23 protein-coding genes are annotated in these 21,385 nt (G+C 64.2%); 9 read left to right on the forward strand and 14 right to left on the reverse strand.

The window, feature by feature from the left end:
• Nucleotides 1–8: 8 nt before the first annotated feature.
• Genes OEZ71_RS12590 through OEZ71_RS12620 form a run of 7 tightly spaced genes read right to left on the reverse strand, consistent with a single transcriptional unit; the run spans nt 9 to nt 6,270 of the window.
• Nucleotides 9–410 carry a RidA family protein gene (locus OEZ71_RS12590; protein ID WP_263740340.1) on the reverse strand — a complete coding sequence of 134 codons (402 nt, stop codon included), beginning with the start codon at nt 408–410 and terminating at the stop codon, nt 9–11.
• Nucleotides 407–820 (reverse strand): acyl-CoA thioesterase, encoded by a 414-nt coding sequence (locus tag OEZ71_RS12595; RefSeq protein WP_263740341.1) that lies wholly within the window; start codon nt 818–820, stop codon nt 407–409. The genes OEZ71_RS12590 and OEZ71_RS12595 overlap by 4 nt, the downstream gene beginning before the upstream one ends.
• Nucleotides 817–1,950 (reverse strand): acyl-CoA dehydrogenase family protein, encoded by a 1,134-nt coding sequence (locus OEZ71_RS12600; protein WP_263740342.1) that lies wholly within the window; start codon nt 1,948–1,950, stop codon nt 817–819. Before OEZ71_RS12600 ends, OEZ71_RS12595 begins: the two co-directional genes overlap by 4 nt.
• Nucleotides 1,951–2,007: 57 nt before the next feature.
• Nucleotides 2,008–2,820, reverse strand: coding sequence for an enoyl-CoA hydratase family protein (locus OEZ71_RS12605; RefSeq protein ID WP_263740343.1), 813 nt, complete (start codon nt 2,818–2,820; stop codon nt 2,008–2,010).
• Nucleotides 2,817–3,251, reverse strand: a complete 435-nt coding sequence (locus OEZ71_RS12610) for a MarR family winged helix-turn-helix transcriptional regulator (RefSeq protein WP_263740344.1) — start codon at nt 3,249–3,251, stop codon at nt 2,817–2,819. The genes OEZ71_RS12605 and OEZ71_RS12610 overlap by 4 nt, the downstream gene beginning before the upstream one ends.
• Nucleotides 3,248–3,988 carry an SDR family NAD(P)-dependent oxidoreductase gene (locus tag OEZ71_RS12615; RefSeq protein WP_263740345.1) on the reverse strand — a complete coding sequence of 247 codons (741 nt, stop codon included), beginning with the start codon at nt 3,986–3,988 and terminating at the stop codon, nt 3,248–3,250. Before OEZ71_RS12615 ends, OEZ71_RS12610 begins: the two co-directional genes overlap by 4 nt.
• Complete coding sequence (locus OEZ71_RS12620) at nt 3,985–6,270, reverse strand: bifunctional salicylyl-CoA 5-hydroxylase/oxidoreductase (protein WP_263740346.1); 2,286 nt, start codon at nt 6,268–6,270, stop codon at nt 3,985–3,987. The genes OEZ71_RS12615 and OEZ71_RS12620 overlap by 4 nt, the downstream gene beginning before the upstream one ends.
• A gap of 190 nt (nt 6,271–6,460) precedes the next feature.
• Here OEZ71_RS12620 and OEZ71_RS12625 point away from each other — a divergent pair, with 190 nt between their 5' ends.
• From OEZ71_RS12625 to eno, 3 genes are all read left to right on the forward strand, one after another.
• On the forward strand, nt 6,461–6,877 hold the full coding sequence (locus OEZ71_RS12625; protein WP_263740347.1) for a Fur family transcriptional regulator: 417 nt from the start codon (nt 6,461–6,463) through the stop codon (nt 6,875–6,877).
• 4 nt (nt 6,878–6,881) lie between these two features.
• Nucleotides 6,882–7,754: a DMT family transporter gene (locus OEZ71_RS12630; RefSeq protein WP_263740348.1), complete on the forward strand. Its 873-nt coding sequence runs from the start codon at nt 6,882–6,884 to the stop codon at nt 7,752–7,754.
• Between the two features lie 74 nt (nt 7,755–7,828).
• On the forward strand, nt 7,829–9,106 hold the full coding sequence (gene eno / locus OEZ71_RS12635; RefSeq protein WP_263740349.1) for a phosphopyruvate hydratase: 1,278 nt from the start codon (nt 7,829–7,831) through the stop codon (nt 9,104–9,106).
• A gap of 70 nt (nt 9,107–9,176) precedes the next feature.
• Here eno and OEZ71_RS12640 read toward each other — a convergent pair whose 3' ends face one another.
• Complete coding sequence (locus OEZ71_RS12640) at nt 9,177–9,947, reverse strand: SDR family NAD(P)-dependent oxidoreductase (protein ID WP_263740350.1); 771 nt, start codon at nt 9,945–9,947, stop codon at nt 9,177–9,179.
• A gap of 57 nt (nt 9,948–10,004) precedes the next feature.
• On the reverse strand, nt 10,005–10,421 hold the full coding sequence (locus OEZ71_RS12645; RefSeq protein WP_263740351.1) for a globin domain-containing protein: 417 nt from the start codon (nt 10,419–10,421) through the stop codon (nt 10,005–10,007).
• A gap of 122 nt (nt 10,422–10,543) precedes the next feature.
• Here OEZ71_RS12645 and OEZ71_RS12650 point away from each other — a divergent pair, with 122 nt between their 5' ends.
• Nucleotides 10,544–10,966 (forward strand): cupin domain-containing protein, encoded by a 423-nt coding sequence (locus OEZ71_RS12650; RefSeq protein WP_263740352.1) that lies wholly within the window; start codon nt 10,544–10,546, stop codon nt 10,964–10,966.
• Here the strand turns inward: OEZ71_RS12650 and OEZ71_RS12655 are convergent.
• Nucleotides 10,963–11,511 (reverse strand): RSP_2648 family PIN domain-containing protein, encoded by a 549-nt coding sequence (locus tag OEZ71_RS12655; RefSeq protein WP_263740353.1) that lies wholly within the window; start codon nt 11,509–11,511, stop codon nt 10,963–10,965. The genes OEZ71_RS12650 and OEZ71_RS12655 overlap by 4 nt on opposite strands.
• Nucleotides 11,508–12,704, reverse strand: a complete 1,197-nt coding sequence (locus OEZ71_RS12660) for an RSP_2647 family RNA methyltransferase (protein WP_263740354.1) — start codon at nt 12,702–12,704, stop codon at nt 11,508–11,510. The genes OEZ71_RS12655 and OEZ71_RS12660 overlap by 4 nt, the downstream gene beginning before the upstream one ends.
• A gap of 297 nt (nt 12,705–13,001) precedes the next feature.
• Here OEZ71_RS12660 and edd point away from each other — a divergent pair, with 297 nt between their 5' ends.
• Nucleotides 13,002–14,807: a phosphogluconate dehydratase gene (gene edd, locus OEZ71_RS12665; RefSeq protein WP_263740355.1), complete on the forward strand. Its 1,806-nt coding sequence runs from the start codon at nt 13,002–13,004 to the stop codon at nt 14,805–14,807.
• A 55-nt stretch (nt 14,808–14,862) separates the two neighbouring features.
• Complete coding sequence (gene eda, locus OEZ71_RS12670; RefSeq protein WP_263740356.1) at nt 14,863–15,504, forward strand: bifunctional 4-hydroxy-2-oxoglutarate aldolase/2-dehydro-3-deoxy-phosphogluconate aldolase; 642 nt, start codon at nt 14,863–14,865, stop codon at nt 15,502–15,504.
• Between the two features lie 3 nt (nt 15,505–15,507).
• On the opposite strand, the gene OEZ71_RS12675 is transcribed toward eda, so the two are convergent.
• The 3 genes from OEZ71_RS12675 to OEZ71_RS12685 all read right to left on the reverse strand — a co-directional run bounded on the left by OEZ71_RS12675 (nt 15,508) and on the right by OEZ71_RS12685 (nt 19,211).
• On the reverse strand, nt 15,508–15,864 hold the full coding sequence (locus OEZ71_RS12675; protein ID WP_263740357.1) for a hypothetical protein: 357 nt from the start codon (nt 15,862–15,864) through the stop codon (nt 15,508–15,510).
• A 237-nt stretch (nt 15,865–16,101) separates the two neighbouring features.
• Nucleotides 16,102–16,383, reverse strand: a complete 282-nt coding sequence (locus OEZ71_RS12680) for a hypothetical protein (protein ID WP_263740864.1) — start codon at nt 16,381–16,383, stop codon at nt 16,102–16,104.
• A 35-nt stretch (nt 16,384–16,418) separates the two neighbouring features.
• Nucleotides 16,419–19,211, reverse strand: a complete 2,793-nt coding sequence (locus OEZ71_RS12685) for a [protein-PII] uridylyltransferase family protein (protein WP_263740358.1) — start codon at nt 19,209–19,211, stop codon at nt 16,419–16,421.
• Nucleotides 19,212–19,323: 112 nt separating this feature from the next.
• On the opposite strand from OEZ71_RS12685, the gene OEZ71_RS12690 reads away from it, so the two are divergent.
• The 3 genes from OEZ71_RS12690 (at nt 19,324) to OEZ71_RS12700 (ending at nt 21,350) form a co-directional block, all read left to right on the forward strand.
• The gene (locus tag OEZ71_RS12690; protein WP_263740359.1) at nt 19,324–19,791 is read left to right on the forward strand and encodes a YbaK/EbsC family protein; all 468 of its coding nucleotides are present in this window, start codon (nt 19,324–19,326) and stop codon (nt 19,789–19,791) included.
• Between the two features lie 113 nt (nt 19,792–19,904).
• Nucleotides 19,905–20,357 carry a DUF2852 domain-containing protein gene (locus OEZ71_RS12695; RefSeq protein ID WP_263740360.1) on the forward strand — a complete coding sequence of 151 codons (453 nt, stop codon included), beginning with the start codon at nt 19,905–19,907 and terminating at the stop codon, nt 20,355–20,357.
• Between the two features lie 150 nt (nt 20,358–20,507).
• Entirely contained in the window at nt 20,508–21,350 is an 843-nt protein-coding gene (locus OEZ71_RS12700) for an arginyltransferase (protein ID WP_263740361.1), read from the forward strand.
• The last annotated feature ends 35 nt before the right edge of the window (nt 21,351–21,385 follow it).

A 21,385-nucleotide genomic window follows, 5' to 3' on the forward strand; every position in this document is an offset into this window, starting at 1 on the left:
TCCTCCCCTCACTCCGGCACGACGGCCGTTGCCTCGATCTCCACTTTCGCGCGGTCCTCGACCAAAGCCACGACCTGAACCAAGGCCATCGCCGGATAGTGCCGCCCGATGATCTTGCGATAGGCCGCGCCGATTTCGGGCAGGCTGGCCAGATAATCCCGCTTGTCGGTGACATACCAGGTCAGCCGCACCAGATGCTCCGGTCCCGCACCGCCCTCGGCCAGCACGGCGACGACATTGCGCAAGGCCTGCGCCACCTGCCCTGAGAAGTCGTCGGTCTCAAAGACGCAATCGGCGTTCCAGCCTATCAGGCCACCGGTGAAGATCATCCGCCCCGTGGCGGCCACTCCATTTGCGTAGCCCTTCGCTGGCTTCCAATGCGCCGGATGCAGGATCTCGTGCGGGCTCATGGCGCCTCCTCCAGATGTGCCGCCAGCCCATCAGCCAGCGCCTTGGGCCACCGTGCAGGCTTCAGGCCCGGACCCGTCCAGACGATAACCTGCCGGACGGTCAGCCGCCTTTCTGCGCCACAGGTGACAAGGGTTTCAAATGTCGCGCTCGATCCGCCGATCCGGCGAACCCTCAGCGTGAATGTCAGCACCTCACCCAGACGCGAGGGCGCTTGGAAGTCGACATCCAGATGCGCCGTCGGCACCCCGCAGCCTTCCTCGATATGGATACGTGCAAAGGAATGGCCCAATGCTTCGGCGAAGAACGCCTCCACCGTCGCATTCAGCATCTCGAAATAACGCGGGTAAAAGACGATCCCGGCAGGGTCGCATTGGCCGAACTGGACGGTGAAATCACGGGCATAGCTCATGTGAGAAGGCTCCGCGCGATGACCAGCCTTTGCACATCGCTGGCGCCTTCATAGATGCGCAGCGCCCTTATTTCGCGGTAAAGGTTTTCGACCGGCATGCCGGTCCTAACCCCGTCGCCGCCATGCAGCTGCACCGCCATGTCAATGACCTCCTGCGCCGCTTCAGTCGCGTAGAGCTTGGCCATCGCCGCCTCGCGGCTGATCCGCGCGGCACCCTGATCCTTGACCCAGGCCGCTCGGTAGATCAGCAGAGCGGCGGCGTCGATCTTCAGCGCCATGTCAGCCAGATGTCCCTGCACCATCTGGTAGTCCGCCAAGGGGCCCGAGGGACGCGCCCGCCCGACCCGTACCAGAGCCTCATCGAGCGCCCGCCGGGCAAAACCCAAAGCCGCCGCCCCAACCGTCGGGCGGAAATGGTCAAGAACCGTCATGGCGATCTTGAACCCCTCGCCCGTCTTATCAATCAGTGCGGTTTCGGGCAGGACGACCCCATCCATCCTGAGATGTGCCAAGGGGTGCGGCGCCATGACGTCGATCCGATCGACAACCGACAAGCCCGGCGCATCGGCTGGCATCAAGAAGGCTGAAAGCCCCTTCGCCCCAGGTGCTTCACCCGTCCGGGCAAGGACCACATAGACATCGGCAATGCCACCATTGGAGATATAGGTCTTCTCGCCCGACAACCGCCAGCCACCGGAAACCCGCTCCGCCACAGTGGCCGTCGCCGCCACATCCGATCCCGCACCCGGTTCGGTCAGCATGAACCCGGCGATGGCCTTGCCGGCCCGCGTTCGCTCCAGCCATTCGCGCTGTTCTGTCGTCCCGAAAAGGCTCACCGCCCCCATGCCCAGCCCCTGCATTGCAAAGGCAAAATCGGCCAGCCCGTCATGCCGCGCCAAAGTCTCGCGGATCAGGCTGAGCGTGCGGATATCCAACCGCTCGCCCTCACCCGCGCCGCTATGGGTAAGCCAGCCACCGGCCCCCAGCGCCACCACTAGCGTGCGGCACGCCGCATCGACATCGACGTGATCGACTGGCAGATGCGTTACGCACCATTCCTCCAGAGCCGCCGCCAGTTCACGATGGCGGGACTCAAAAAATGGCCAGTCAAGAAAGCTCGTGTCGCTCATCTCACTTTCTGTCCCAAAATACTCCGGGGGTCCGGGGGCTGGCCCCCGGTCCTCCCCTCAATCCCCCTGAAACTCGGGTTTCTTCTTCCCGACAAAGGCCCGGTAGGCCCGCTCGAAATCCCGCGTCGCCATGCAGATCGCCTGTGCCTGCGCCTCGGCCTCGATGGCCTCGTCCAGCCCCATATCCCATTCCTGAAGAAGCTGCGTCTTGGTGATCCCGTGGGCAAAGACCGGCCCGTCCGCCAGAGACCGCGCGAGCCGCATGGCTTCTTCCTCCAGCGCGTCGGACGCGTGCAGCGCGTTCCAGAAACCCCAACGCTCTCCCTCCGCGGCCGTCATCACCCGACCAGTATAGAGAAGCTCTGCCGCCCGCCCCTGTCCAATAATGCGCGGCAACATCGCGCAAGCGCCCATATCGCAGCCCGCCAGGCCGACTCGGGTGAAGAGGAATGCGCATTTCGCCGAAGGCGTCGCCAACCGCAGGTCTGCGGCCATGGCAAGGATCGCCCCTGCACCGACGCAGATACCGTCCACCGCCGCGATGACCGGCTTGCCACAATGCAGCATCGCCTTGACCAGATCGCCGGTCATCCGGGTGAAAGCAAGCCGGTCCTTCATGTCCATTCCGACCAGAGGGCCGATGATGTCATGCACATCCCCGCCCGAACAGAAATTGCCGCCATTCGATGCCAGCACGACCACATCGACATCCGTCGCATGGGCCAAAGCCCGAAACGTATCGCGCAGCTCGGCATAGCTCTCGAAGGTCAGCGGATTCTTCCGCTCCGGCCGGTTCAGCCGGATCGTCGCGACCCGGTCCGTCACGCTCCAGAGAAAATGGGCGGGCCTGAGCCCGGCAAGTTCGGTCATGCCTGCCCCCTCGCGCGTTTCATGATATCGGCCAATGTGTCGAGGTCGTTTTCATCGAGTGCGGCAAACAGCGTATCGACCTCGGCCTCGTGGTCCGCCGCCAGACCTTCGAACTGTGTCGCACCTGTGGGTGTCAGTGCTACATGCACCGTGCGCCGGTCGGCTTCGGACGGCGTGCGGCGCACCAGCCCCTCACCCTCCAGCCGGTCCACCACAGCGGTCGCATTGCCGTTCGAAACCAGCAGCATGCGGCTGAGTTCAGACATCGTGACCCCTTCGCGCCGCCGGTAAAGCGCGGCCATTACGTCAAAGCGTGGCAGGGTCGTGGCGTGGTTCACCCGAAGGTATTCACGCAGATGGTTCTCCGCCGCGCGGGTCACACCGAGAAGCCTGATCCATGCCTTGAGCCGACGCTTCGACAGATCGCTCATGTCTCGCCCCCGGAGATTGCGATGGCCTGACCGTTCACGCCCTCCGATCCCGGACCGCAAAGCCACAGCGCGGCGGCGGTCACCTCGGCGGGCTGGATCAGCCGACCCTGCGGGTTCATCCCTTCCAGCGCCGTCCGCGCCTCTTTCTCGGTTCGGCCGGTCTTTTCGCGGATTACCGCAATGGTCTGCTCTGTCATCGGCGTATCGAGGAATCCCGGGCAGATCGAATTGACGGTCACCTCGCTGCGCGCGACCTCGAGCGCGAGTGAGCGCGTCAGCCCGATGACGCCATGCTTGGCCGCCGCATAGGGAGCGATCTTGGCATACCCCTTCAGCCCCGCAGTCGAGGCGACCGAAATCAGCCGCCCCCAACCTGTCATCTGCAAAAGCCCGGCCCGGAGCGTCAGAAACACGCCCGTCAGGTTGACTGCGATCATCGCGTTCCACTGGTCGAACGTCGTCTTCCGGAACGGCGCGGAATCTGCCGCCCCCGCATTGGCGATCACGATGTCGCAGGGTCCGGCAGCATCAAACATTGCGGCGACGGAGGCCTCGTCGGTGACATCGGCTGTCACGCAGCGGACATTTGCGAGTTCCGTGGCAACGCGCTCCAGCGGTTCCCGCCTACGGCCCGAAATCACCACTTCGGCTCCAGCCTCTACAAAACCGCGAGCGAGGTCAGCCCCAGCCCCGGTGCCTCCACCGGTGATCAGAACACGCTTGCCGGTCATGCTCATGCCCGTATCGCCTCCTGCGCGCGTTCGGCCAACCGGTAGGCCTGATCGCGGCCCGGCAGATAGGGCAGCGGCCAGTCCGGTCCCCTGTCGCCCAAAGCCACCGCGGCATGCAAAGTCCAGTAGGGATCGGCCAGATGCGGCCGGGCGAGGCAGACGAGGTCAGCGCGCCCTGCCATCAGGATCGAATTGACGTGGTCGGGTTCATAGATATTGCCAACCGCCATTGTGGCGATGCCCGCCTCATTGCGGATACGGTCGGAAAACGGCGTCTGAAACATTCGGCCATAGACCGGCTGCGCCTCGGTCGAGGTCTGACCGGCGGAAACGTCGATGATGTCAGCGCCCGCCGCATGGAAGGCGCGCGCGATCTCCACCGCCTCTTCGGGTGTAACGCCGGCCTCGCCGACCCAGTCATTGGCGGAGATACGGACCGACATGGGTTTGTCGTCGGGCCAGTTGGCGCGAAGGGCGGCAAACACTTCAAGCGGATAGCGCATCCTATTCTCAAGACCGCCGCCATACTCGTCACCGCGCCTATTGGACATGGGAGAGATGAAGGAAGAGATAAGGTAGCCATGGGCGGCATGCAGCTCAATCATGTCAAAGCCCGCCCGGTCGGCCATCCGCGCGGCGGCGATGAATTGATCCCGCACCCGGTCCATATCCGCGCGCCTCATATCCAGCGGCACCTGATTGGCGGATGACCATGGGATCGGAGAGGCCGACATGACCGGCCAGTTCCCTTCCGTCAGTGGCGCATCGCCCTCTTCCCAGCCAAGCTGGGTGGAGCCCTTGCGGCCGGAATGGCCGATCTGACAGCAGATCTTCGCACCGCTTTCGGCATGGACGAAATCGACGATACGCTTCCAGGCCGCCTCATGCTCGGGTGCATAAAGCCCCGGGCAGCCCGGCGTGATGCGACCCTCGGGACTTACACAGGTCATCTCGGTATAGACCAGCCCCGCCCCGCCCTTGGCGCGTTCGCCGTAATGTACCAGATGCCAGTCGGTCGGGGAGCCATCCACGGCGCGGTATTGCGCCATGGGCGAGACGACGACGCGGTTCTTCAACGCCATCCCGCGCAATCGAAACGGCGCGAACATCGGCGCGCTACCGGGCGTGCCGCCTGCCCGTTCCTGAAACCAGTCTTCCGCCTCACGCAGCCAGTCAGGATCGCGCAGGCGCAGGTTTTCGTGGCTGATCCGCTGTGACCTTGTCAGCAGCGAATAGGCGAATTGAAGGGGCGGCATGTCGAGATAACGCTCAACCTCCTCGAACCACTCCAGAGAGTTCCGCGCCGCCGATTGCAGGCGCAACACCTCCAGCCGCCGTTCGTCCTGATAGCGTTCGAAGGCGGCCTCCATTGTCGGTTCCGAATGCAGGTAGTCGGCCAGCGCGATGGCGCTGTCGAAAGCGAGGCGCGAGCCGGACCCGATGGAAAAATGCCCCGTCGCCGCCGCATCGCCCATCAGGACGACATTGTCCTTGTACCAGCGCTCGCAGATGACACGCGGGAATTGCATCCAGACCGCCGAGCCCCGCAGATGCGCGGCGTTGGACATAAGCGCATGGCCACCAAGGTGGCGTTCGAAGATACGACGACAGGTTTCGACCGTCTCCTCCTTCGACATCGCCTCGAACCCCCAGCGATCCCATGTCTCGGGCAGGCATTCGACGATGAACGTCGCGGTGTTGTCGTCGAACTGGTAGATATGCGCCCAGACCCAGCCATGTTCAGTCTTCTCGAAGATAAATGTGAAAGCGTCGTCGAATTTCTGATGCGTGCCGAGCCAGACGAACTTGCAGCGGCGGATGTCGATATCGGGACGGAAGACCGCTTCATATTCCGTACGGACCTTCGAATTAATCCCGTCGCAGGCGACGACAAGGTCATAGTCCTTGCGATAGGTCTCCGCGCTCCCGAACTCCGTCTCAAACCGCAGATCAACGCCAAGCTCGCGGGCCCGTTCCTGCAGGATGATCAGCATCTGCCGTCGCCCGATTCCGGCAAAGCCGTGCCCGCCCGACACGGTGCGGTGGCCGTCATGGACAACGGCGATATCGTCCCAATAGGCGAAGTGGCTGCGGATCGCCTCGGTCGATTTCGGGTCGTTGCCCTCCATTCGGCTTAGCGCATCATCCGACAGGACAACGCCCCAGCCGAACGTATCGTTGGCGCGGTTTCGTTCGAGGACGGTGACCTGATGCGCCGGGTCCCGCAGCTTCATCGAAATCGCGAAGTAAAGCCCAGCCGGACCACCTCCGAGACACAGGACCTTCATTCCGCCCTCCCCTGGCTACAGGCGAAGCGTGGCATTGGTTGGAAATTATTTCAAGTTTAAAATTTATAACGCCGACCAGCTAAGTTGCTGGAGCCGGTTCGCGGCCACGGTGCACGCTGAGGGCGTTTCCGCCTTTCCGCCCCGGTCAAATTCCCTTAAACCCCGGGGACGAGCCGTACGGACGATACGCATGACCCAGACCATCATCGAACGCTGCGAGGCCAAGGGCCTCAGGATGACCGAGCAACGCCGGGTCATTGCGCAGGTGCTTGAGGAGTCCGACGACCATCCCGATGCCGAGGTGCTTTATGCTCGCGCCTGCGCGGTCGACCCAAAAATATCGCTCGCGACCGTCTACCGGACGCTGAAGCTCTTCGACGAATCCGGCATTCTCGACAAACTTGAATTCGGCGACGGGCGCGCGCGGTACGAGGATGCCGAACGTGCGCATCACGACCACCTGATCGACCTGACGACGGGCGAGGTGATCGAGTTCGTCGACCCCGAGATCGAGGCGCTGCAGGAAAAGATCGCCAAACGGCTCGGCTACCGGCTGAAGGGTCACCGGCTGGAACTGTTCGGCGTTCCCGTAAAGCAGAACGGCTGACCCCTTGCACAATCTGCGCGGCATCTTCCTGATCCTCTTCTCCATGGCCGCCTTTTCGGTCGAGGATGCGTTCATCAAGTCGCTGACGGGGTTACTGCCCATCGGGCAGGTGATGCTGACGCTTGGCCTCGGCGGCGTCGTGGTGTTTGCCGCCATCTCGGGGCCGAGGGCATGGCCCGGCATCGCGCGCGCCTTGTTCGTGCCGCAGGTCGCCTTGCGCACGGCAGGTGAGGCTGTGGGCGCGGTGTCCTTCATCACGGCCCTGTCGCTCATCCCGCTCTCGACCGTTGCGGCCGTCTTTCAGGCAACCCCGCTTGCGGTGACAGCAGGCGCCGCAGTTCTTTTCGGCGAGGCAGTCGGCTGGCGGCGCTGGAGCGCCATCGCGGCGGGTTTCATCGGCGTCCTAATGATCCTGCGGCCGGGGCTGGAAGGGTTCCGCCCCGAGGCCGCCATCGTCCTTGTGACCGTCGTTGCCATCGCGCTGCGCGACCTTGTCACCCGGCGCATTCCCGAACATGTCCCCTCTGTCGCGGTGTCGTTCCACGGCTTCTTCGCGCTGGTCATTTCCGGCTCTGTGCTGCTTCTCTTCGGCCCCGCCCCCTTAACGCCCGAACCCGTCGTCTGGGCCCGGATGGGGGCCGCAATCCTCTGCGGTACGACCGGCTATTACGCCATCGTCGCCGCGATGCGGATGGCGGATGCTTCGGCCCTGATGCCCTTCCGCTATTCGCGGCTGGTCTTCTCGCTGATCATCGGTGTCGTCGTCTTTGCCGAACGGCCCGATACGATGACGCTGGCCGGCGCTACACTGATCGTCTCTGCCGCCTTCTACACCTATCTGCGCGAACGCCGCGCCCTTACCACCCGCCCCGCCTGAAGGGCTTTCCCTTGGGCAAAGGAGGGCGTAAAGACCGCATCAACAGTCATTTCCGCCGAAGGGACCGCTTTGCCATGAGCACGATCATCGACATCCATGCCCGCGAAATCCTCGACAGCCGGGGCAATCCCACGGTCGAAGTCGACGTGACGCTGGAAGACGGCACGATGGGCCGCGCCGCCGTGCCCTCTGGCGCCTCGACCGGCGCGCATGAGGCTGTGGAAAAGCGCGATGGCGACAAGTCGCGCTATATGGGCAAGGGCGTTCTGGAGGCCGTCGCCGCCGTCAATGGCGAGATTGCCGAAAGCCTTCTGGGCGAGGATGCGACCGAACAGGTGGCCATTGACCGGCTTATGATCGAGATCGACGGCACACCAAACAAATCCCGCCTTGGCGCCAATGCGATCCTCGGCGTGTCGCTCGCGGTCGCCAAGGCGGCGGCAGATTTCACCACTCAGCCGCTTTTCCGCTATGTCGGCGGCACCTCGGCCCGTGTCCTGCCGGTGCCGATGATGAACATCATCAATGGCGGCGAACATGCCGACAACCCGATCGACATCCAGGAATTCATGATCATGCCGGTCGCCGCGCCCGATATCCGCGGCGCGGTCCAGATGGGGTCCGAGGTCTTCCATACGCTGAAGAAGGAACTCTCGGCGGCGGGCCTGTCCACGGGCATCGGCGATGAGGGCGGTTTCGCGCCGAACCTGTCATCGACCCGCGAGGCGCTGGATTTCATCCTGAAGTCCATCGAGAAGGCGGGCTACAAGCCGGGCGAGGATATCTATCTGGCGCTCGACTGCGCCTCGACGGAGTACTTCAAGAACGGCAAATACGTGCTGTCGGGCGAGGGCAAAACCCTGTCCTCCGAGGAAAACGTCGACTACCTCGCTGCACTTGTGAAGGATTACCCGATCATCTCGATCGAAGATGGCTGCGCCGAGGATGACTGGGCGGGCTGGAAGCATCTGACGGATGTTCTGGGTGGCAAGTGCCAGCTCGTGGGCGACGACCTTTTCGTTACCAACCCCGCGCGGCTTGCTGAGGGCATCGCGAAAGGCTGCGCCAACTCGATGCTCGTAAAGGTCAACCAGATCGGCACCCTGACCGAAACGCTTCAGGCCGTCGATATGGCCCACCGCGCGCGTTATACTAACGTCATGTCGCACCGCTCGGGCGAGACCGAGGACGCGACCATCGCCGACCTCGCCGTCGCCACGAACTGCGGCCAGATCAAGACCGGCTCGCTCGCCCGGTCCGACCGGCTCGCGAAGTACAACCAACTCATCCGTATTGAGGAAATGCTGGGCGAGACAGCGGAATATGCCGGGGCGTCGATCCTGCGCGCATAAGCGTCTCTGTTACTAAGATCCCGCCGGAGGCAAAAACGCCATTGGCGGGTTTTCTTTGCAGGATAGGCCGTTACAGCGCGACCTTGTGTTCCTGTACCGTGTTGCCGCCATCGACCACAATCAGTTGACCCGTGACATAGCTCGCCTCTTCGGCAGCGAGGAACAGAACCGCGTGGGCGACTTCCTCCGGCCGCCCCGGGCGGCCCACGGGCGTGTAACGGCCTGCGATGATCTCGTCCTCGCTCGATGACCCTGTCTCGATCCATCCCGGCCCGACGCAGTTCACCGTCACGCCCTTGGGTCCGGCATCAAGCGCCAGTGCCCGTGTCATTCCGAGCAGCCCCGCCTTGGCTGCAGCATAGGTCGAACTGGTCGCGATCCCGACCAGCGGCCCGGTGACGGACGACATCTGCACGATCCGCCCATAGCGTCGTGCGCACATGCCCGGCAATACCGCCCGCGTCAGGCGAAAGGCCGAGGTCAGGTTGATGTCCATACCGTAGGCCCAGTCGGCGTCGGATATCTCGGCAAGTCGCTGACCTTCGACGTCCACGCCGACCTGCACCATGCCCGCATTATTGACGAGTATGTCGATCGGCCCAAGCGCCGCCTCGGTATCGCGCACCAGTCGCTCGGCATCGGCGGTCACGCTCAGGTCGGCGGTCGCGGCGAAACTGTTGTCCGGCCCAAATTCATCCAGTCGCTGGAATATCCTGTCGGTCGTGGAACTTATCGCGACCTTTGCGCCCGCTGCTTTCAGAACACGCGCGCAGGCAAAGCCGATCCCGTCGGCACTTCCGGCGCCCGTCACCAGCGCCACGCGCCCTGCCACACCTGCCATTGTCCGCCCCCCCTATTCGCCGCGAGGCTAGCCGGGGCTATGAAAAAAGCAATGCGTTCAGTCGATATTTCCGCGGCGGATCACGCGGGCGGAAAGTTCTTCATAGGCCGCGCGCCAGGCCACTTCCAGTTCCCCGGTGAAGCTCTCGCCCAGTTCGTTGCGCAACGTGTCAATCAGCGCCTCGCCCATCGGCGCGAAATGCGCCGCTTTCACGCCGATCAGCGCATGGCCCTTGCCCAGTTCCTCGAACCGGTCGCCCAGTTTTTCCGGGTGGTCGATATTCTCGATCACCATGCCAAGCGTCGTCATGAACTTCATGCCCTGCCCGGCCAGATCGTCGCGGAACATCGACCGAAGCGAGGGATCGCGGGCAAAGAGCGCCTCGTAGAAGTAGATCGACGCCGGCTCCAGCCGCTCGCGCAAGAGAGCGAAACTTTCCCGGATCATGACGGACTGCTGCGCGGAGAGTGGCATCGGGCTTGTCCTTTGTTGTTGTCGATGGGAAAAGCCTGACAGGCGGGGCCAAACCTCGCCTTGACTCATCTCAAGTGACACTTGGCCGTTGCGGCCGGAGTACGAGCGGGCAAGTATGGGTCATGACCGCAGATGACATCATCGCCCTTCTTGATCTGTCGCCCCATCCCGAGGGCGGCTGGTATCGCCAGACATGGATCGCCGAAGGCGAAGGGCGGCCGTCCGGATCTTGCATCTATTTTCTGCTGAAGGCTGACGAACGCAGTCATTGGCACCGGGTCGATGCGGCCGAGATCTGGCACCATTACGCAGGCGCGCCGCTGACCCTGTCGATGGCCGAAACCGCGGCAGGCCCTGCCTGCGATCACCAGCTTGGGCCCGATCTTGCGGCGGGTGAACGCCCGCAGATCGTTGTACCTGCACATCACTGGCAGGCGGCGCGGTCACTCGGCGACTGGACGCTGGTCGGTTGCACTGTCAGCCCGAGTTTCCGGTTCGACGGGTTCGAACTGGCACCGGATGGGTTTGCAATCCCCAGCGCTTAACTCTGCGGTGAAAGGGCCTTGCCAAGGCGCGGCAGCCGCGCACGTTTCATCAGCGGTCGCAACGGCTGCGGCTCGCCCGACAGCTGTTCGGCTTTGGCGCGCACATTCTCGACCACTCGTTCGACCGATTCGGGATACGATTGCCACATGCCAAGAAGAAAATGGTCGGGATCATCGCGTTTCAGCCCCTCCTCGGTCAGCGTGTGGCGCGGGAAGTCGCTGGCATTGAAGGTGACGATAAGGTCCGCATGACCGGCAATGGCGGCCGCCAGCACATGGATATCGGCCGGGTCCGGCAGCCAGAGGCGCGCCTCAATCCCCTCCCGCGCGACAACACTTGCCTTCGGAAAATCCGCCCGCAACGCCGCGATCTCACCTCTCGCGATGTCCTCCGCACCCCGGCCGAGCTTGATTGTCGCGCGCGCCCATTCCTCGAGGATCCGGTCGGACCAGAGCGGGTCGTAGAGCCCCGCCTTGGCGACCCCGATCAGGATCTCGCGAAGGACGGTCGGGTAAAGGACGCAGGCGTCGAGGACGGCCTTCATCCGTCGAGCCGGAAGAAGAGCGCCTTGAGGTAACCGCTTTCGGCCAGTTGCGGCAATTGAGGGTGATCCGGCCCCGCAAAGCCCGTGTGCAGGAGCTGCCCCCGCCGCCCGCCGCGTCCGATGCCGCGGGCCGAGGCATTGCGGAACTGTGTGAGGTCCGCCGCATGTGAGCAGGAGCAGAGTGCGAGATAGCCCCCCGGCGCGACGAGCGGCGCGGCCAGCCGCGCCACACGCTCATAGGCCCGAAGTCCCGCCTGAAGCGCGGGTTTCGACGGTGCGAAAGCGGGCGGATCGCAGACGACGAGGTCGAACACCGCACCTTCCTGCCCCAACTCCTCCATCACCGCGAAGGCATCGCCCTTGCGGGTCTCAAATCGGTCGCCGAAATCCGATGCCGCCGCCCCCTGCCCCGCCAGATCGAGGGCCGCAGCCGAGGCATCGACCGCCAGCGCGCGTTCCGCCCCACCCGCGAGCGAGGCCAGCGCGAAGCCGCCGACATGCGAAAAGACATCAAGCATCTTTCCGCCCCGTCCTAGCCGCGCGGCAAAGGCGTGGTTGTCGCGCTGATCGAAGAAAAGCCCGGTCTTCTGCCCGCCGATGAGGTCGGCCAAATAGGTTGCACCGTTCATCGGCACCGGAACAGGGGCGTCGAGTCCACCGGAAAGCACGGCCATTTCCTCAACGAGCCCCTCCAACCCGCGCGCCCGGCCCGTACCGTTCTTGATGATCGTCGTGACACCGGTGACGTCCGCCAGCGCCCCGGCGAGATCCGCGCTCATCGCTTCGGCCCAGGCGGCGTTGGGCTGGATCACCGCCGCATCACCGAACCTGTCGATGATGACGCCGGGCAGCCCATCGGCCTCGGCATGGATCAGCCGGTAATAGGGTTTGTCATAAAGACGGTCGCGCAGAGCCGTTGCCCGGGCGATGCGCGCCGCGATCCAGTCGCGGTCAATAACCGTCTCCGCATCGCGGTCCAGCATCCGGGCGATGATCTTCGATTTCGGATTGACCGTAACCACGCCCAGAGGCCGCCGCTCGGCATCCTCCAAAACCGCGATCGTTCCCGGGACCAGCGCCTGTGTCCGGCGGTCAGTCACCAGTTCATCGGCATAGATCCAGGGAAAGCCGTGACGGATCGCACGGGCCTCGGCCTTTGGGCGCAGGCGGACGGTCGGATAGGCAGAGGACATCTGAGACTTTCCTGAGGACGAAGTTTCCCCTCCTCTAGTCGCATCGCCGCTTTGGGAAAAGCCCGCTTCGGTGCTAATTTCCACATCCCTTGTGGCAGGGTACGTGCCGATGATCTGCGCCAATTCACGCCAGGCGCTCCAACTGCTTGGTATGCGACAGCCACCGGACCTTCACGGCAGTTCCGATATGCACCCAATGCAGATCGGTGGGAAACGCACTTGTTAGCGCTAACACATCATGCTATTGCGCCTCCGACCAGATAGGCTAACGAAAGCCGGACCTGACAGGAGCCCCCCATGACCCTGAACACGCGCCTTGCAGAGATCACCGACAGGATCGTGCAGCGCTCGGCAACAACGCGCCGCGCCTATCTGGACCGGATCGCGGATGCTGCTGAGGCAGGACCGGCCCGCGCGCATCTGAGCTGCGGCAACCAGGCCCATGCCTATGCCGCCATGGGCGGGGACAAGGCCGATCTGGCGGCGGGACGCGCGCCGAATATCGGGATCGTCACCGCTTACAACGACATGCTTTCTGCCCATCAGCCTTACGAGGACTACCCGAAACTGATCCGCGACACTGCCCGCCGTGCGGGTGCGACCGCTCAGGTCGCGGGCGGAGTTCCGGCAATGTGCGACGGGGTCACGCAGGGGCGCGACGGTATGGAACTGTCGCTCTTTTCCCGCGATGTGATCGCTTTGTCGGCGGGCGTGGCGCTCAGCCACAACTGTTTTGACGCCGCGCTCTTCCTTGGCATCTGCGACAAGATCGTTCCGGGCCTCGTAATCGCTGCGGCAACCTTCGGCCATATCCCCGCAGTCTTCGTTCCCGCCGGACCGATGACGAGCGGTCTGCCCAATGACGAGAAATCGAAGATCCGCAACCGCTTCGCGGCAGGGGAAATCGGGCGCAAGGAGCTGATGGAGGCCGAGATGGCGGCCTATCACGGGCCGGGCACCTGCACTTTCTACGGCACCGCGAACACCAACCAGATGCTGATGGAATTCATGGGGCTGCACCTGCCGGGCGCGAGCTTTGTCAATCCGGGCACGCCGCTCCGCGATGCCCTGACAACAGCCGCTGTCGAACGGGCCGCCGCGATCACCGCCCTTGGCAACGATTACCGGCCCGCAGGCGAGATTCTGGACGAGCGGGCCTTCGTCAATGGCATGGTCGGGCTGATGGCGACGGGGGGATCGACGAACCTCGTGATGCATTTGCCGGTCATGGCGCGCGCCGCCGGGATCGCGCTCGAATTGCAGGACTTCGCCGATATCTCGGCAATCGTTCCCCTGATGGCGAAGGTCTATCCGAACGGACTTGCCGACGTGAACCATTTCCACGCGGCTGGCGGGCTTGGATTCATGATCGGAGAACTTCTCGATGCCGGGCTTCTGCATGAGGATGTGCGCACCATCGCGGGCGACGGACTTGGCCGGTACACCCAAGAACCGGCCCTTGCAGGGGGTGAACTGGTCTGGCGCGACGGACCGAAAACCTCGCTCAATGACAAGATCCTGCGCCCGGCGGCGCAACCCTTCGACGCGCAGGGCGGACTGAAACAGCTTTCCGGAAACCTTGGGCGCGGCGTCATCAAGGTCTCTGCCGTGGCGCCAGAGCGTCACGTGATCGAGGCCCCGGCCCGCGTTTTCGCCGATCAGGACGAGGTCAAGGCGGCGTTTGCAAAGGGGGAATTCACGACCGACACCGTGGTCGTCGTCCGGTTCCAGGGGCCGCAGGCCAACGGCATGCCGGAACTACATTCTCTGACGCCGATCTTGTCGGTCCTTCAGGACCGGGGACTGAAAGTCGCGCTTGTCACCGACGGCCGCATGTCGGGGGCGAGCGGGAAGGTCCCGTCTGCCATCCATGTCAGCCCCGAAGCGGCGGCGGGTGGCCCGCTTGCGCGGCTTCAGGACGGCGATCTCGTGCGCCTTGACGCGGTGGCCGGCACGATTGAAGTCAGGGGCGTCGATCTGGCGGCGCGCCAGCCTGCCACGCCCGACCTCTCTATGAACCGCTTCGGTACGGGTCGCGAGCTTTTCGAAACCTTCCGTCGCCATGTTGGCCCCGCGACCGAGGGGGCATCCGCACTGCTTTGACGTTCCGCCGAACGCTTACTGACCCGCCACAAGCCCCGCCTGAAAGGACCCAGCGATGACCCCAGCCGAGCAAAGCCGCCACGCAGCCGATATCTGCGCCCTTGCCCCGGTCGTTCCGGTTCTGGTGATCGACGATGCAACGAAAGCCGCCGACCTGGCCCGGGCGCTTGTCGCGGGTGGTTTGCCCGCACTCGAGGTCACCTTGCGCACGCCTGCCGCGCTCGACGCGATCCGCGCGATGGCGGAAGTGCCGGGCGGCGTGGTCGGGGCGGGCACCCTTCTGACGCCCGAGGACGTCAAGGCCGCAAAGGCTGCGGGGGCCCGGTTCGGTGTCTCGCCCGGCGCAACCGACCGCCTGCTAGCGGCCTGTGCCGAGGAGGATCTGCCGCTTCTGCCCGGCGCCGCGACGGCAACAGAAGTGATGGCTCTGCTTGAGAAGGGTTACACCGTGCAGAAGTTTTTTCCGGCCGAAGCGTCAGGCGGGGCAAAAGCGCTGGCCGCGATCGGTGCGCCCATCCCGCAGGTCCGGTTCTGCCCGACAGGCGGCATCGGCCCCAGGAATGTCCTCGACTATCTGAGCCTCGCGAATGTCCTCTGTGTCGGTGGCAGCTGGGTCGCACCGAAAGAGATGGTCGTGGCGGGAGACTGGTCCGGTATCGAGACGCTTGCGCGCGAAGCCGCGACGCTTGCCCGGTAGAGCCTAGCGCGAGGTTTCGACCCCGCGAAGCGCCCTGAGCAGGGTCTGCGTCGTACCGGCCCTGTCGCCGATCATGATCCAGGCGACGATGAACAAGAAGGCAACCATACCGAGAAACACAAGCGGTCCGGCCGCCTCAGGCGCGTCGATGCCGAGCGACAGCGCCAACCGCAGCGCCAGATCAACAGTCGCAGCCGCGGTCACAGCAAACAGGAATGCATAGCGACCGCGGTTACGCCTAAGATCGAGAACTCGCAAAACCGGTTCAGCCCCACCGCGACCGGCGCAGGCGAGGCTACATGCCGTCGCCGCACCGGTCGCAATGACGAAGGCCAGGAACCCGATCCCGAGAAGGATCATACCGGCATAACCAGGTATCCGAGGCGCCGCGAGAAACGCGAGGAGGAGGGCCAGGCCGCCTCCGGGTACAAAGAACAACAGGAACAATCGTAAGACGCAAGCAGCACGCGAAGTCTCGGACATCGAACACCTCCGTATAGAGGATATTCGCGAATCAATTTGGCGCTGAAATGGCCCGGGAGAGGTCCGGAAGCGGCAATTCTCGGACCTTTTCAACCCTCGGGATTATTGCCCTGTTCAGAGATCGCCCGAACGTGGAACGCGGGCACTTCTTCCCCCCCGGCGCACCGGTGCGGACGGGGCCGTGAGTCCCGCGGTCAGAACCGCCGTCATCGGATGATCCGGCCAGTCTGGCCCGTAATGCGACAGAAGAACCCGGATCGCCTCGGCCGTCTCGACCCCCGGTTTCAGGCTCAGCGCCCAGTCGAGGAAAATCGAGCGGCATTCCGACGCCTTGATCCCCTCGATCGCATAGCTTTCGCGAACCAGCCCCTTGGGGTCCGCCAGTGACATTTCCATGACTTTCCTCGCCATCGGTGCGCCCTGTCCGCCTGCTACCCCCCGCCGGCTTCCGGCGGCTGAAGGCATTTCGCGATAATCGACGCGGCGCGGGCGGTGTGGCCTTCCAGCCGCGACGCCATCTGGTCAAGTTCCGACGCGCCCGTCTCGCGCATGAGGAACGCCCGCCCGCCTTCTCCGATCGCATCCATATCGAGCGGCCCTTCGGTCAACAGTCGCCCGCCCGCCTGTAGCCGCCAGAGGAACCGATAAGCTTCCTGCAGTGCCGCCTCGTCCTCCTTCGCCAGATGCCCGGCGCGGAGCCCGGCGCGCAGTTGCGCCTCTACCCTGCGGGCGGGGGCGGCGGTGCGGAGTGCGCAGGCTTGCGCCAGAAGCTCGATATCCTGCAACCGGCCGGGACCGATCTTGGCCTCCCACGCGCCATCGGGCGCCTTCGCCGCGAAGATGCGGTCACGCATCTCGGCCACATCCGGCAAAACGCGGTCCTCGCACCCTTTGGCGGTCAGGACCTGCTGGCGCGCGGCCTCCACCTCTTCAGCCAAGACGACATCCCCCGCAACCGGCCGGGCGCGGGTGAGCGCGAGGTGTTCCCAAGTCCAGGCCTCCTCCATCTGATAGCTGGTGAAGGACTGGATCGAGGTCGCGACCGGCCCCTGACGGCCAGAGGGACGAAGCCGCATATCGACCTCGTAGAGCCGCCCGTCCGCCATTGGTGCCGAAAGACCCGTCACCAGCGCTTGCGTCAGACGGGCATAGTACGCCCGCGCCGCCAGCGGGCGCGGCCCGTCCGACGCCTCGACCCCGTCCGCATCATAGATCACGATCAGGTCGAGGTCGGAATGCGCGTTGAGCCGTTCGGCGCCCAGCGATCCCATGCCCAGCACAACCGCCCCCCGCCCCGGCGGCGCACCATGCTTGCGCGAGAACTCCGCCACGCAGACCGGCCAGAGTGCGGCAAGAATCGCGCCCGCCAGATCGGCATATTCGCGCCCCGCCTGCCCCGCGTCGATCAAGCCGCGCAAATGGTGCACACCGATGCGGAAGTGCCATTCCCGCGCCCAGATTCGCGCCGCACCGAGGCGCCATTCGTAATCGTCACGTTCCGCCAACCGTTTGGTCAGCGCCTCGGTCAGCGGCCCGAGCCCCGGCCAGGGTGCGAAAAAATCGCCGCCCAGAACGGCATCCAGCACGGCGGCATTGCGCGAGAGATAGGCGGCAAGGCCGGGCGCGGTGGCGCAGATATCAACGATCAGGTCGATCAGCTGCGGGTTCGCCTCAAAGAGCGAGAAGAGCTGCACTCCGGCGGGCAGACCGGAAAGGAAGCCATCGAATTGTCTCAGCGCCTCCCCCGGGCTCGCCGCGCGGTCAAGGCGTGAGAGGATCTCGGGCTGCACCCGTTTGAAGATCGCGACCGCGCGTTCGGACCGCAAGGCGGGATAGGAGCGCCAGCCATCGACGATCTCCTGCATCTCAGGCGTCATTTCGGGGCCCGACCGCACCTCACCCGGGGCGAAGAAACCCTCGGTCAGTTCCGCCACCCGCTCCAGCCGTTCTTTCAGCCCATCGCAGAAGGCGTCGGTATCCCCCTCACCACACATCCGGGCAATCCGGTCGAACTCACCCGGCATTGTCGGCAAATCGTGGGTCTGGACGTCGCCCACCATCTGCACCCGGTGTTCCACCTCGCGATGGGCACGGTAAAGCGCGGTCAGTTCCTCCGCGTCACCTTCGGGCACCCAGCCCTTCGCCGCCAGAGCGGCAAGCCCACCCACGGTGTCGCGGGCACGCAGCGACGGGTCGCGCCCACCGGCGATGATCTGCCGGGTCTGGGTGAAGAACTCGATCTCGCGTATACCGCCCGCCCCGAGCTTCATATTGTGGCCTTCAAGTACGATCGGCCCGTGCAGACCCTTATGCTCGCGGATGCGCAGCCGCATATCGTAGGCATCCTGAATGGAGGCGAAATCCAGATGCCGCCGCCAGACGAAGGGTGTCAGCGTTTGAAGAAACCTCTCGCCTGCCGCCAGATCGCCGCCGCAGGGCCTCGCCTTGATATAGGCCGCCCGCTCCCACGTCCGGCCCTGCGCCTCATAGTACTGTTCCGCTGCCGCCATGGAGATACAGACCGGCGTGACCGAAGCATCGGGACGCAGGCGAAGATCGGTGCGGAAGACATACCCATCAGCGGTCAGGTCCGACAGCATCGCCGCCATCTTGCGCACGACGCGGATGAAGGCCGCGCGGGCCTCCTGCACATCGTCGGGATCATATCGGGTCTCGTCAAAGAGGCAGATAAGGTCGATGTCGGAGGAGTAGTTCAACTCCCCCGCCCCCATCTTCCCCATGGCGAGCGCCACGATACCTGCCGCGGTTTCGGCGTCTTCGGGCGTAGCACCCGGCACCTTGCCGCGCCGGATTTCGTCAGCGCTGAGCGCCCTCAACGCGTGATGCACGGCCGTATCGGCCAGACGCGTCAGCGCGCCCGTAACCTGCTCCAATGGCCAGACCCCACCGAGATCGGCGAGCCCTGCCAGAAGCGCCACCCGCGCCTTGGCCTGACGCAGCGTAGAGCCAAGCTGATCAGAAGCAAAATCGTCGAACCCGGCGAGCGCGCCCGCCAGTGCATCCTCGGGCGCACCCACAAGCGTCTCTTCAAGCCAATCCGCCTGTCGCTCCATCAGCCCTGTCAGGTACGGGCTGCACCCTGCCGCGCCTTCCAGCAGATTTCTCAGTTCCGGAGCGAGCCCGGCGAAACGGGTTTTTACCTCGGCGGCCCGGTCGGGCTCAAAGGCGATTGGCGTGCGAGTCATGCGGGCGGCGAAGGTCATGGTCCGACACTAGCGTGCCGCGTTGCGGCGTCAACGACTGGCAGGACACCGTCCTTGCAATCCCTGTTGGGCCATGACTTCCTTTCCGCCGGAAGCGACGGGAAGGTGACGCATGAGCAAGAGTTTGAAACGGGTACGCGCGGCACTCGACGCGGCAGGCGTCCCGGCCGAAATTCTGGAAATGCCCGGAGAGACGCGCACAGCGGAACAGGCCGCCGCGGCTGCGGGATGCGCGCTGGACCAGATCGCCAAGTCGATCATCTTCCGGGGCGAGGCAACCGGCCATGTCGTCCTGTTCCTGACCGCTGGCGGCAACCGGGTCGATCCTGCCAAGGCCAGCTCCGTCGCGGGTCAGGCGCTTGGCCGTGCCGATGCCGATCAGGTCCGCGCGGAAACCGGTTTCGCGATCGGCGGGGTGGCGCCGTTGGGGCATCTGTCGCCCATCACCAGTTACTTCGATCCACGGCTACTTGAATTCGACCGGGTCTGGGGAGCGGCGGGCACGCCACGGCATATCTTTCCGATCGATCCCCAAACCCTCTTGCAGATCACCGGCGCGACGCTGGCCGATTTCACCTGAACCCTCCGCAACCGGAATGTAAAAAAGTTTTACATCACCTCTTGACGATGCGGAGCCGAGCCCCAATCTTGGGTCATGTGAAAGACATTTACATACCTTCAACGGAGGAACGCATGTCCACCATCGCCGCCTGGCCTTCACGGGCCGAAATGTGGCTCGACGAACGCGGCAAAGGCGCCTGGATCGCCGCCATGGTCCTTGGCTTCATCTTTTTCTGGCCCGTCGGCCTTGCCCTTCTTGCCTATATGATCTGGAGCAAACGCATGTTTTCGAAAGGCTGCGGCTGGAGCCGCAACGACGCCCACCACCACATGTCGCGCTGCCATGCGCGCCGCCACGGCTTCCGGTCGTCCGGCAATACCGCGTTCGACGCCTACAAGGCCGATACGCTTGACCGGCTGGAACGCGAACAGGAAGAGTTCGAAACCTTCCTCAAGCGTCTGCGCGAAAGCAAGGACAAGGCCGAGTTCGACCAGTATCTCGACGAGCGGGCCCGCGCCGCCCAAGAGACGGGTACGGATGCCGATGACGAGACCAAGGATCGGTCGGGTTCCGGCGCTTACTGAGCCGCGAGACTGGACAATCCCGCCCGGGCGGCCCGATTTGGGGCCGCCCGATGCGTTTCGCGGTTCGAGTGATCGGGGCCACGACTCAACACTTGGCGGATTCGAATCCGCTTGCTAACGTCGCCCTGCACCATCGAACCGATCGCGACCATGCGTCATACACTGCCCATAGCGCCCCAGTTTTATGTGACGGCACCACAACCCTGCCCCTATCTGGATGGCCGGTCAGAGCGGAAATTGTTCACGGCACTTCAGGGTGAAAATGCCGAAAAGCTGAACGACGCGCTTTCCAAACAGGGCTTCAGGCGGTCGCAGAACGTGCTTTATCGGCCCTCGTGTTCGGAATGCTGCGCCTGCCTTTCCGCACGGATCAGGGTCGCGGATTTTACACCGAACAAAAGCCAGCGCCGCACGCTTCGGCGCAATGCCAATCTAAGGCGCGAGGCGACGAGCCCCTGGGCGACCGAGGACCAGTACGCACTCTTCCGCCGCTACCTCGACAGCCGCCACGCCGATGGCGGCATGGCCGACATGGACATCTTCGAATTCGCCGCGATGATCGAGGAAACGCCGGTCAAGAGCCGGGTGGTCGAGTACAGCTCCCCGCCCGAGGCCAAGGGCGGACGCCGGTCGCTGACGGCGGTTTGCCTGACCGATGTGCTCGATGACGGACTGTCGATGGTCTATTCCTTCTACGATCCGGACCGGATCGGTGACAGCCTGGGCACCTATATCATCCTCGACCATGTGGAGATCGCCCGGCGTGCTGGGCTTCCTTACGTCTATCTCGGCTACTGGGTGCCGGGCAGCCGGAAGATGGGTTACAAGGCCGGGTTCCGCGCGCTTGAAATCTATAAGAACGGCCATTGGCAGGATATCGGCGAACCGGCGGATCATTCGTCCGAGACCCATCCGCTTTCCGTCGATCCGATTGCCGAGCAGGTGGCCCGCATCGCCCTACCCGAAAGCCGTCCGGTAAAGAACGGCTTGTGAGAGGTGTACGCCCCCTAAAAAGCGATCCTGACCGC

Origin of the sequence: Albidovulum litorale (assembly GCF_025751495.1) — a bacterium.
Taxonomy (GTDB): Bacteria; Pseudomonadota; Alphaproteobacteria; order Rhodobacterales; family Rhodobacteraceae; genus Albidovulum; species Albidovulum litorale.

Bases quoted from the DNA above. Each gene is read 5' to 3' on its own strand.
- OEZ71_RS12590 (WP_263740340.1), bottom strand. From the start codon at position 410: ATGAGCCCGCACGAGATCCTGCATCCGGCGCATTGGAAGCCAGCGAAG.
- OEZ71_RS12595 (WP_263740341.1), bottom strand. From the start codon at position 820: ATGAGCTATGCCCGTGATTTCACCGTCCAGTTCGGCCAATGCGACCCT.
- OEZ71_RS12600 (WP_263740342.1), bottom strand. From the start codon at position 1,950: ATGAGCGACACGAGCTTTCTTGACTGGCCATTTTTTGAGTCCCGCCAT.
- OEZ71_RS12605 (WP_263740343.1), bottom strand. From the start codon at position 2,820: ATGACCGAACTTGCCGGGCTCAGGCCCGCCCATTTTCTCTGGAGCGTG.
- OEZ71_RS12610 (WP_263740344.1), bottom strand. From the start codon at position 3,251: ATGAGCGATCTGTCGAAGCGTCGGCTCAAGGCATGGATCAGGCTTCTC.
- OEZ71_RS12615 (WP_263740345.1), bottom strand. From the start codon at position 3,988: ATGAGCATGACCGGCAAGCGTGTTCTGATCACCGGTGGAGGCACCGGG.
- OEZ71_RS12620 (WP_263740346.1), bottom strand. From the start codon at position 6,270: ATGAAGGTCCTGTGTCTCGGAGGTGGTCCGGCTGGGCTTTACTTCGCG.
- OEZ71_RS12625 (WP_263740347.1), top strand. From the start codon at position 6,461: ATGACCCAGACCATCATCGAACGCTGCGAGGCCAAGGGCCTCAGGATG.
- eno (WP_263740349.1), top strand. From the start codon at position 7,829: ATGAGCACGATCATCGACATCCATGCCCGCGAAATCCTCGACAGCCGG.
- OEZ71_RS12640 (WP_263740350.1), bottom strand. From the start codon at position 9,947: ATGGCAGGTGTGGCAGGGCGCGTGGCGCTGGTGACGGGCGCCGGAAGT.
- OEZ71_RS12645 (WP_263740351.1), bottom strand. From the start codon at position 10,421: ATGCCACTCTCCGCGCAGCAGTCCGTCATGATCCGGGAAAGTTTCGCT.
- OEZ71_RS12650 (WP_263740352.1), top strand. From the start codon at position 10,544: ATGACCGCAGATGACATCATCGCCCTTCTTGATCTGTCGCCCCATCCC.
- OEZ71_RS12655 (WP_263740353.1), bottom strand. From the start codon at position 11,511: ATGAAGGCCGTCCTCGACGCCTGCGTCCTTTACCCGACCGTCCTTCGC.
- OEZ71_RS12660 (WP_263740354.1), bottom strand. From the start codon at position 12,704: ATGTCCTCTGCCTATCCGACCGTCCGCCTGCGCCCAAAGGCCGAGGCC.
- edd (WP_263740355.1), top strand. From the start codon at position 13,002: ATGACCCTGAACACGCGCCTTGCAGAGATCACCGACAGGATCGTGCAG.
- eda (WP_263740356.1), top strand. From the start codon at position 14,863: ATGACCCCAGCCGAGCAAAGCCGCCACGCAGCCGATATCTGCGCCCTT.
- OEZ71_RS12675 (WP_263740357.1), bottom strand. From the start codon at position 15,864: ATGATCCTTCTCGGGATCGGGTTCCTGGCCTTCGTCATTGCGACCGGT.
- OEZ71_RS12680 (WP_263740864.1), bottom strand. From the start codon at position 16,383: ATGGAAATGTCACTGGCGGACCCCAAGGGGCTGGTTCGCGAAAGCTAT.
- OEZ71_RS12685 (WP_263740358.1), bottom strand. From the start codon at position 19,211: ATGACCTTCGCCGCCCGCATGACTCGCACGCCAATCGCCTTTGAGCCC.
- OEZ71_RS12690 (WP_263740359.1), top strand. From the start codon at position 19,324: ATGAGCAAGAGTTTGAAACGGGTACGCGCGGCACTCGACGCGGCAGGC.
- OEZ71_RS12695 (WP_263740360.1), top strand. From the start codon at position 19,905: ATGTCCACCATCGCCGCCTGGCCTTCACGGGCCGAAATGTGGCTCGAC.
- OEZ71_RS12700 (WP_263740361.1), top strand. From the start codon at position 20,508: ATGCGTCATACACTGCCCATAGCGCCCCAGTTTTATGTGACGGCACCA.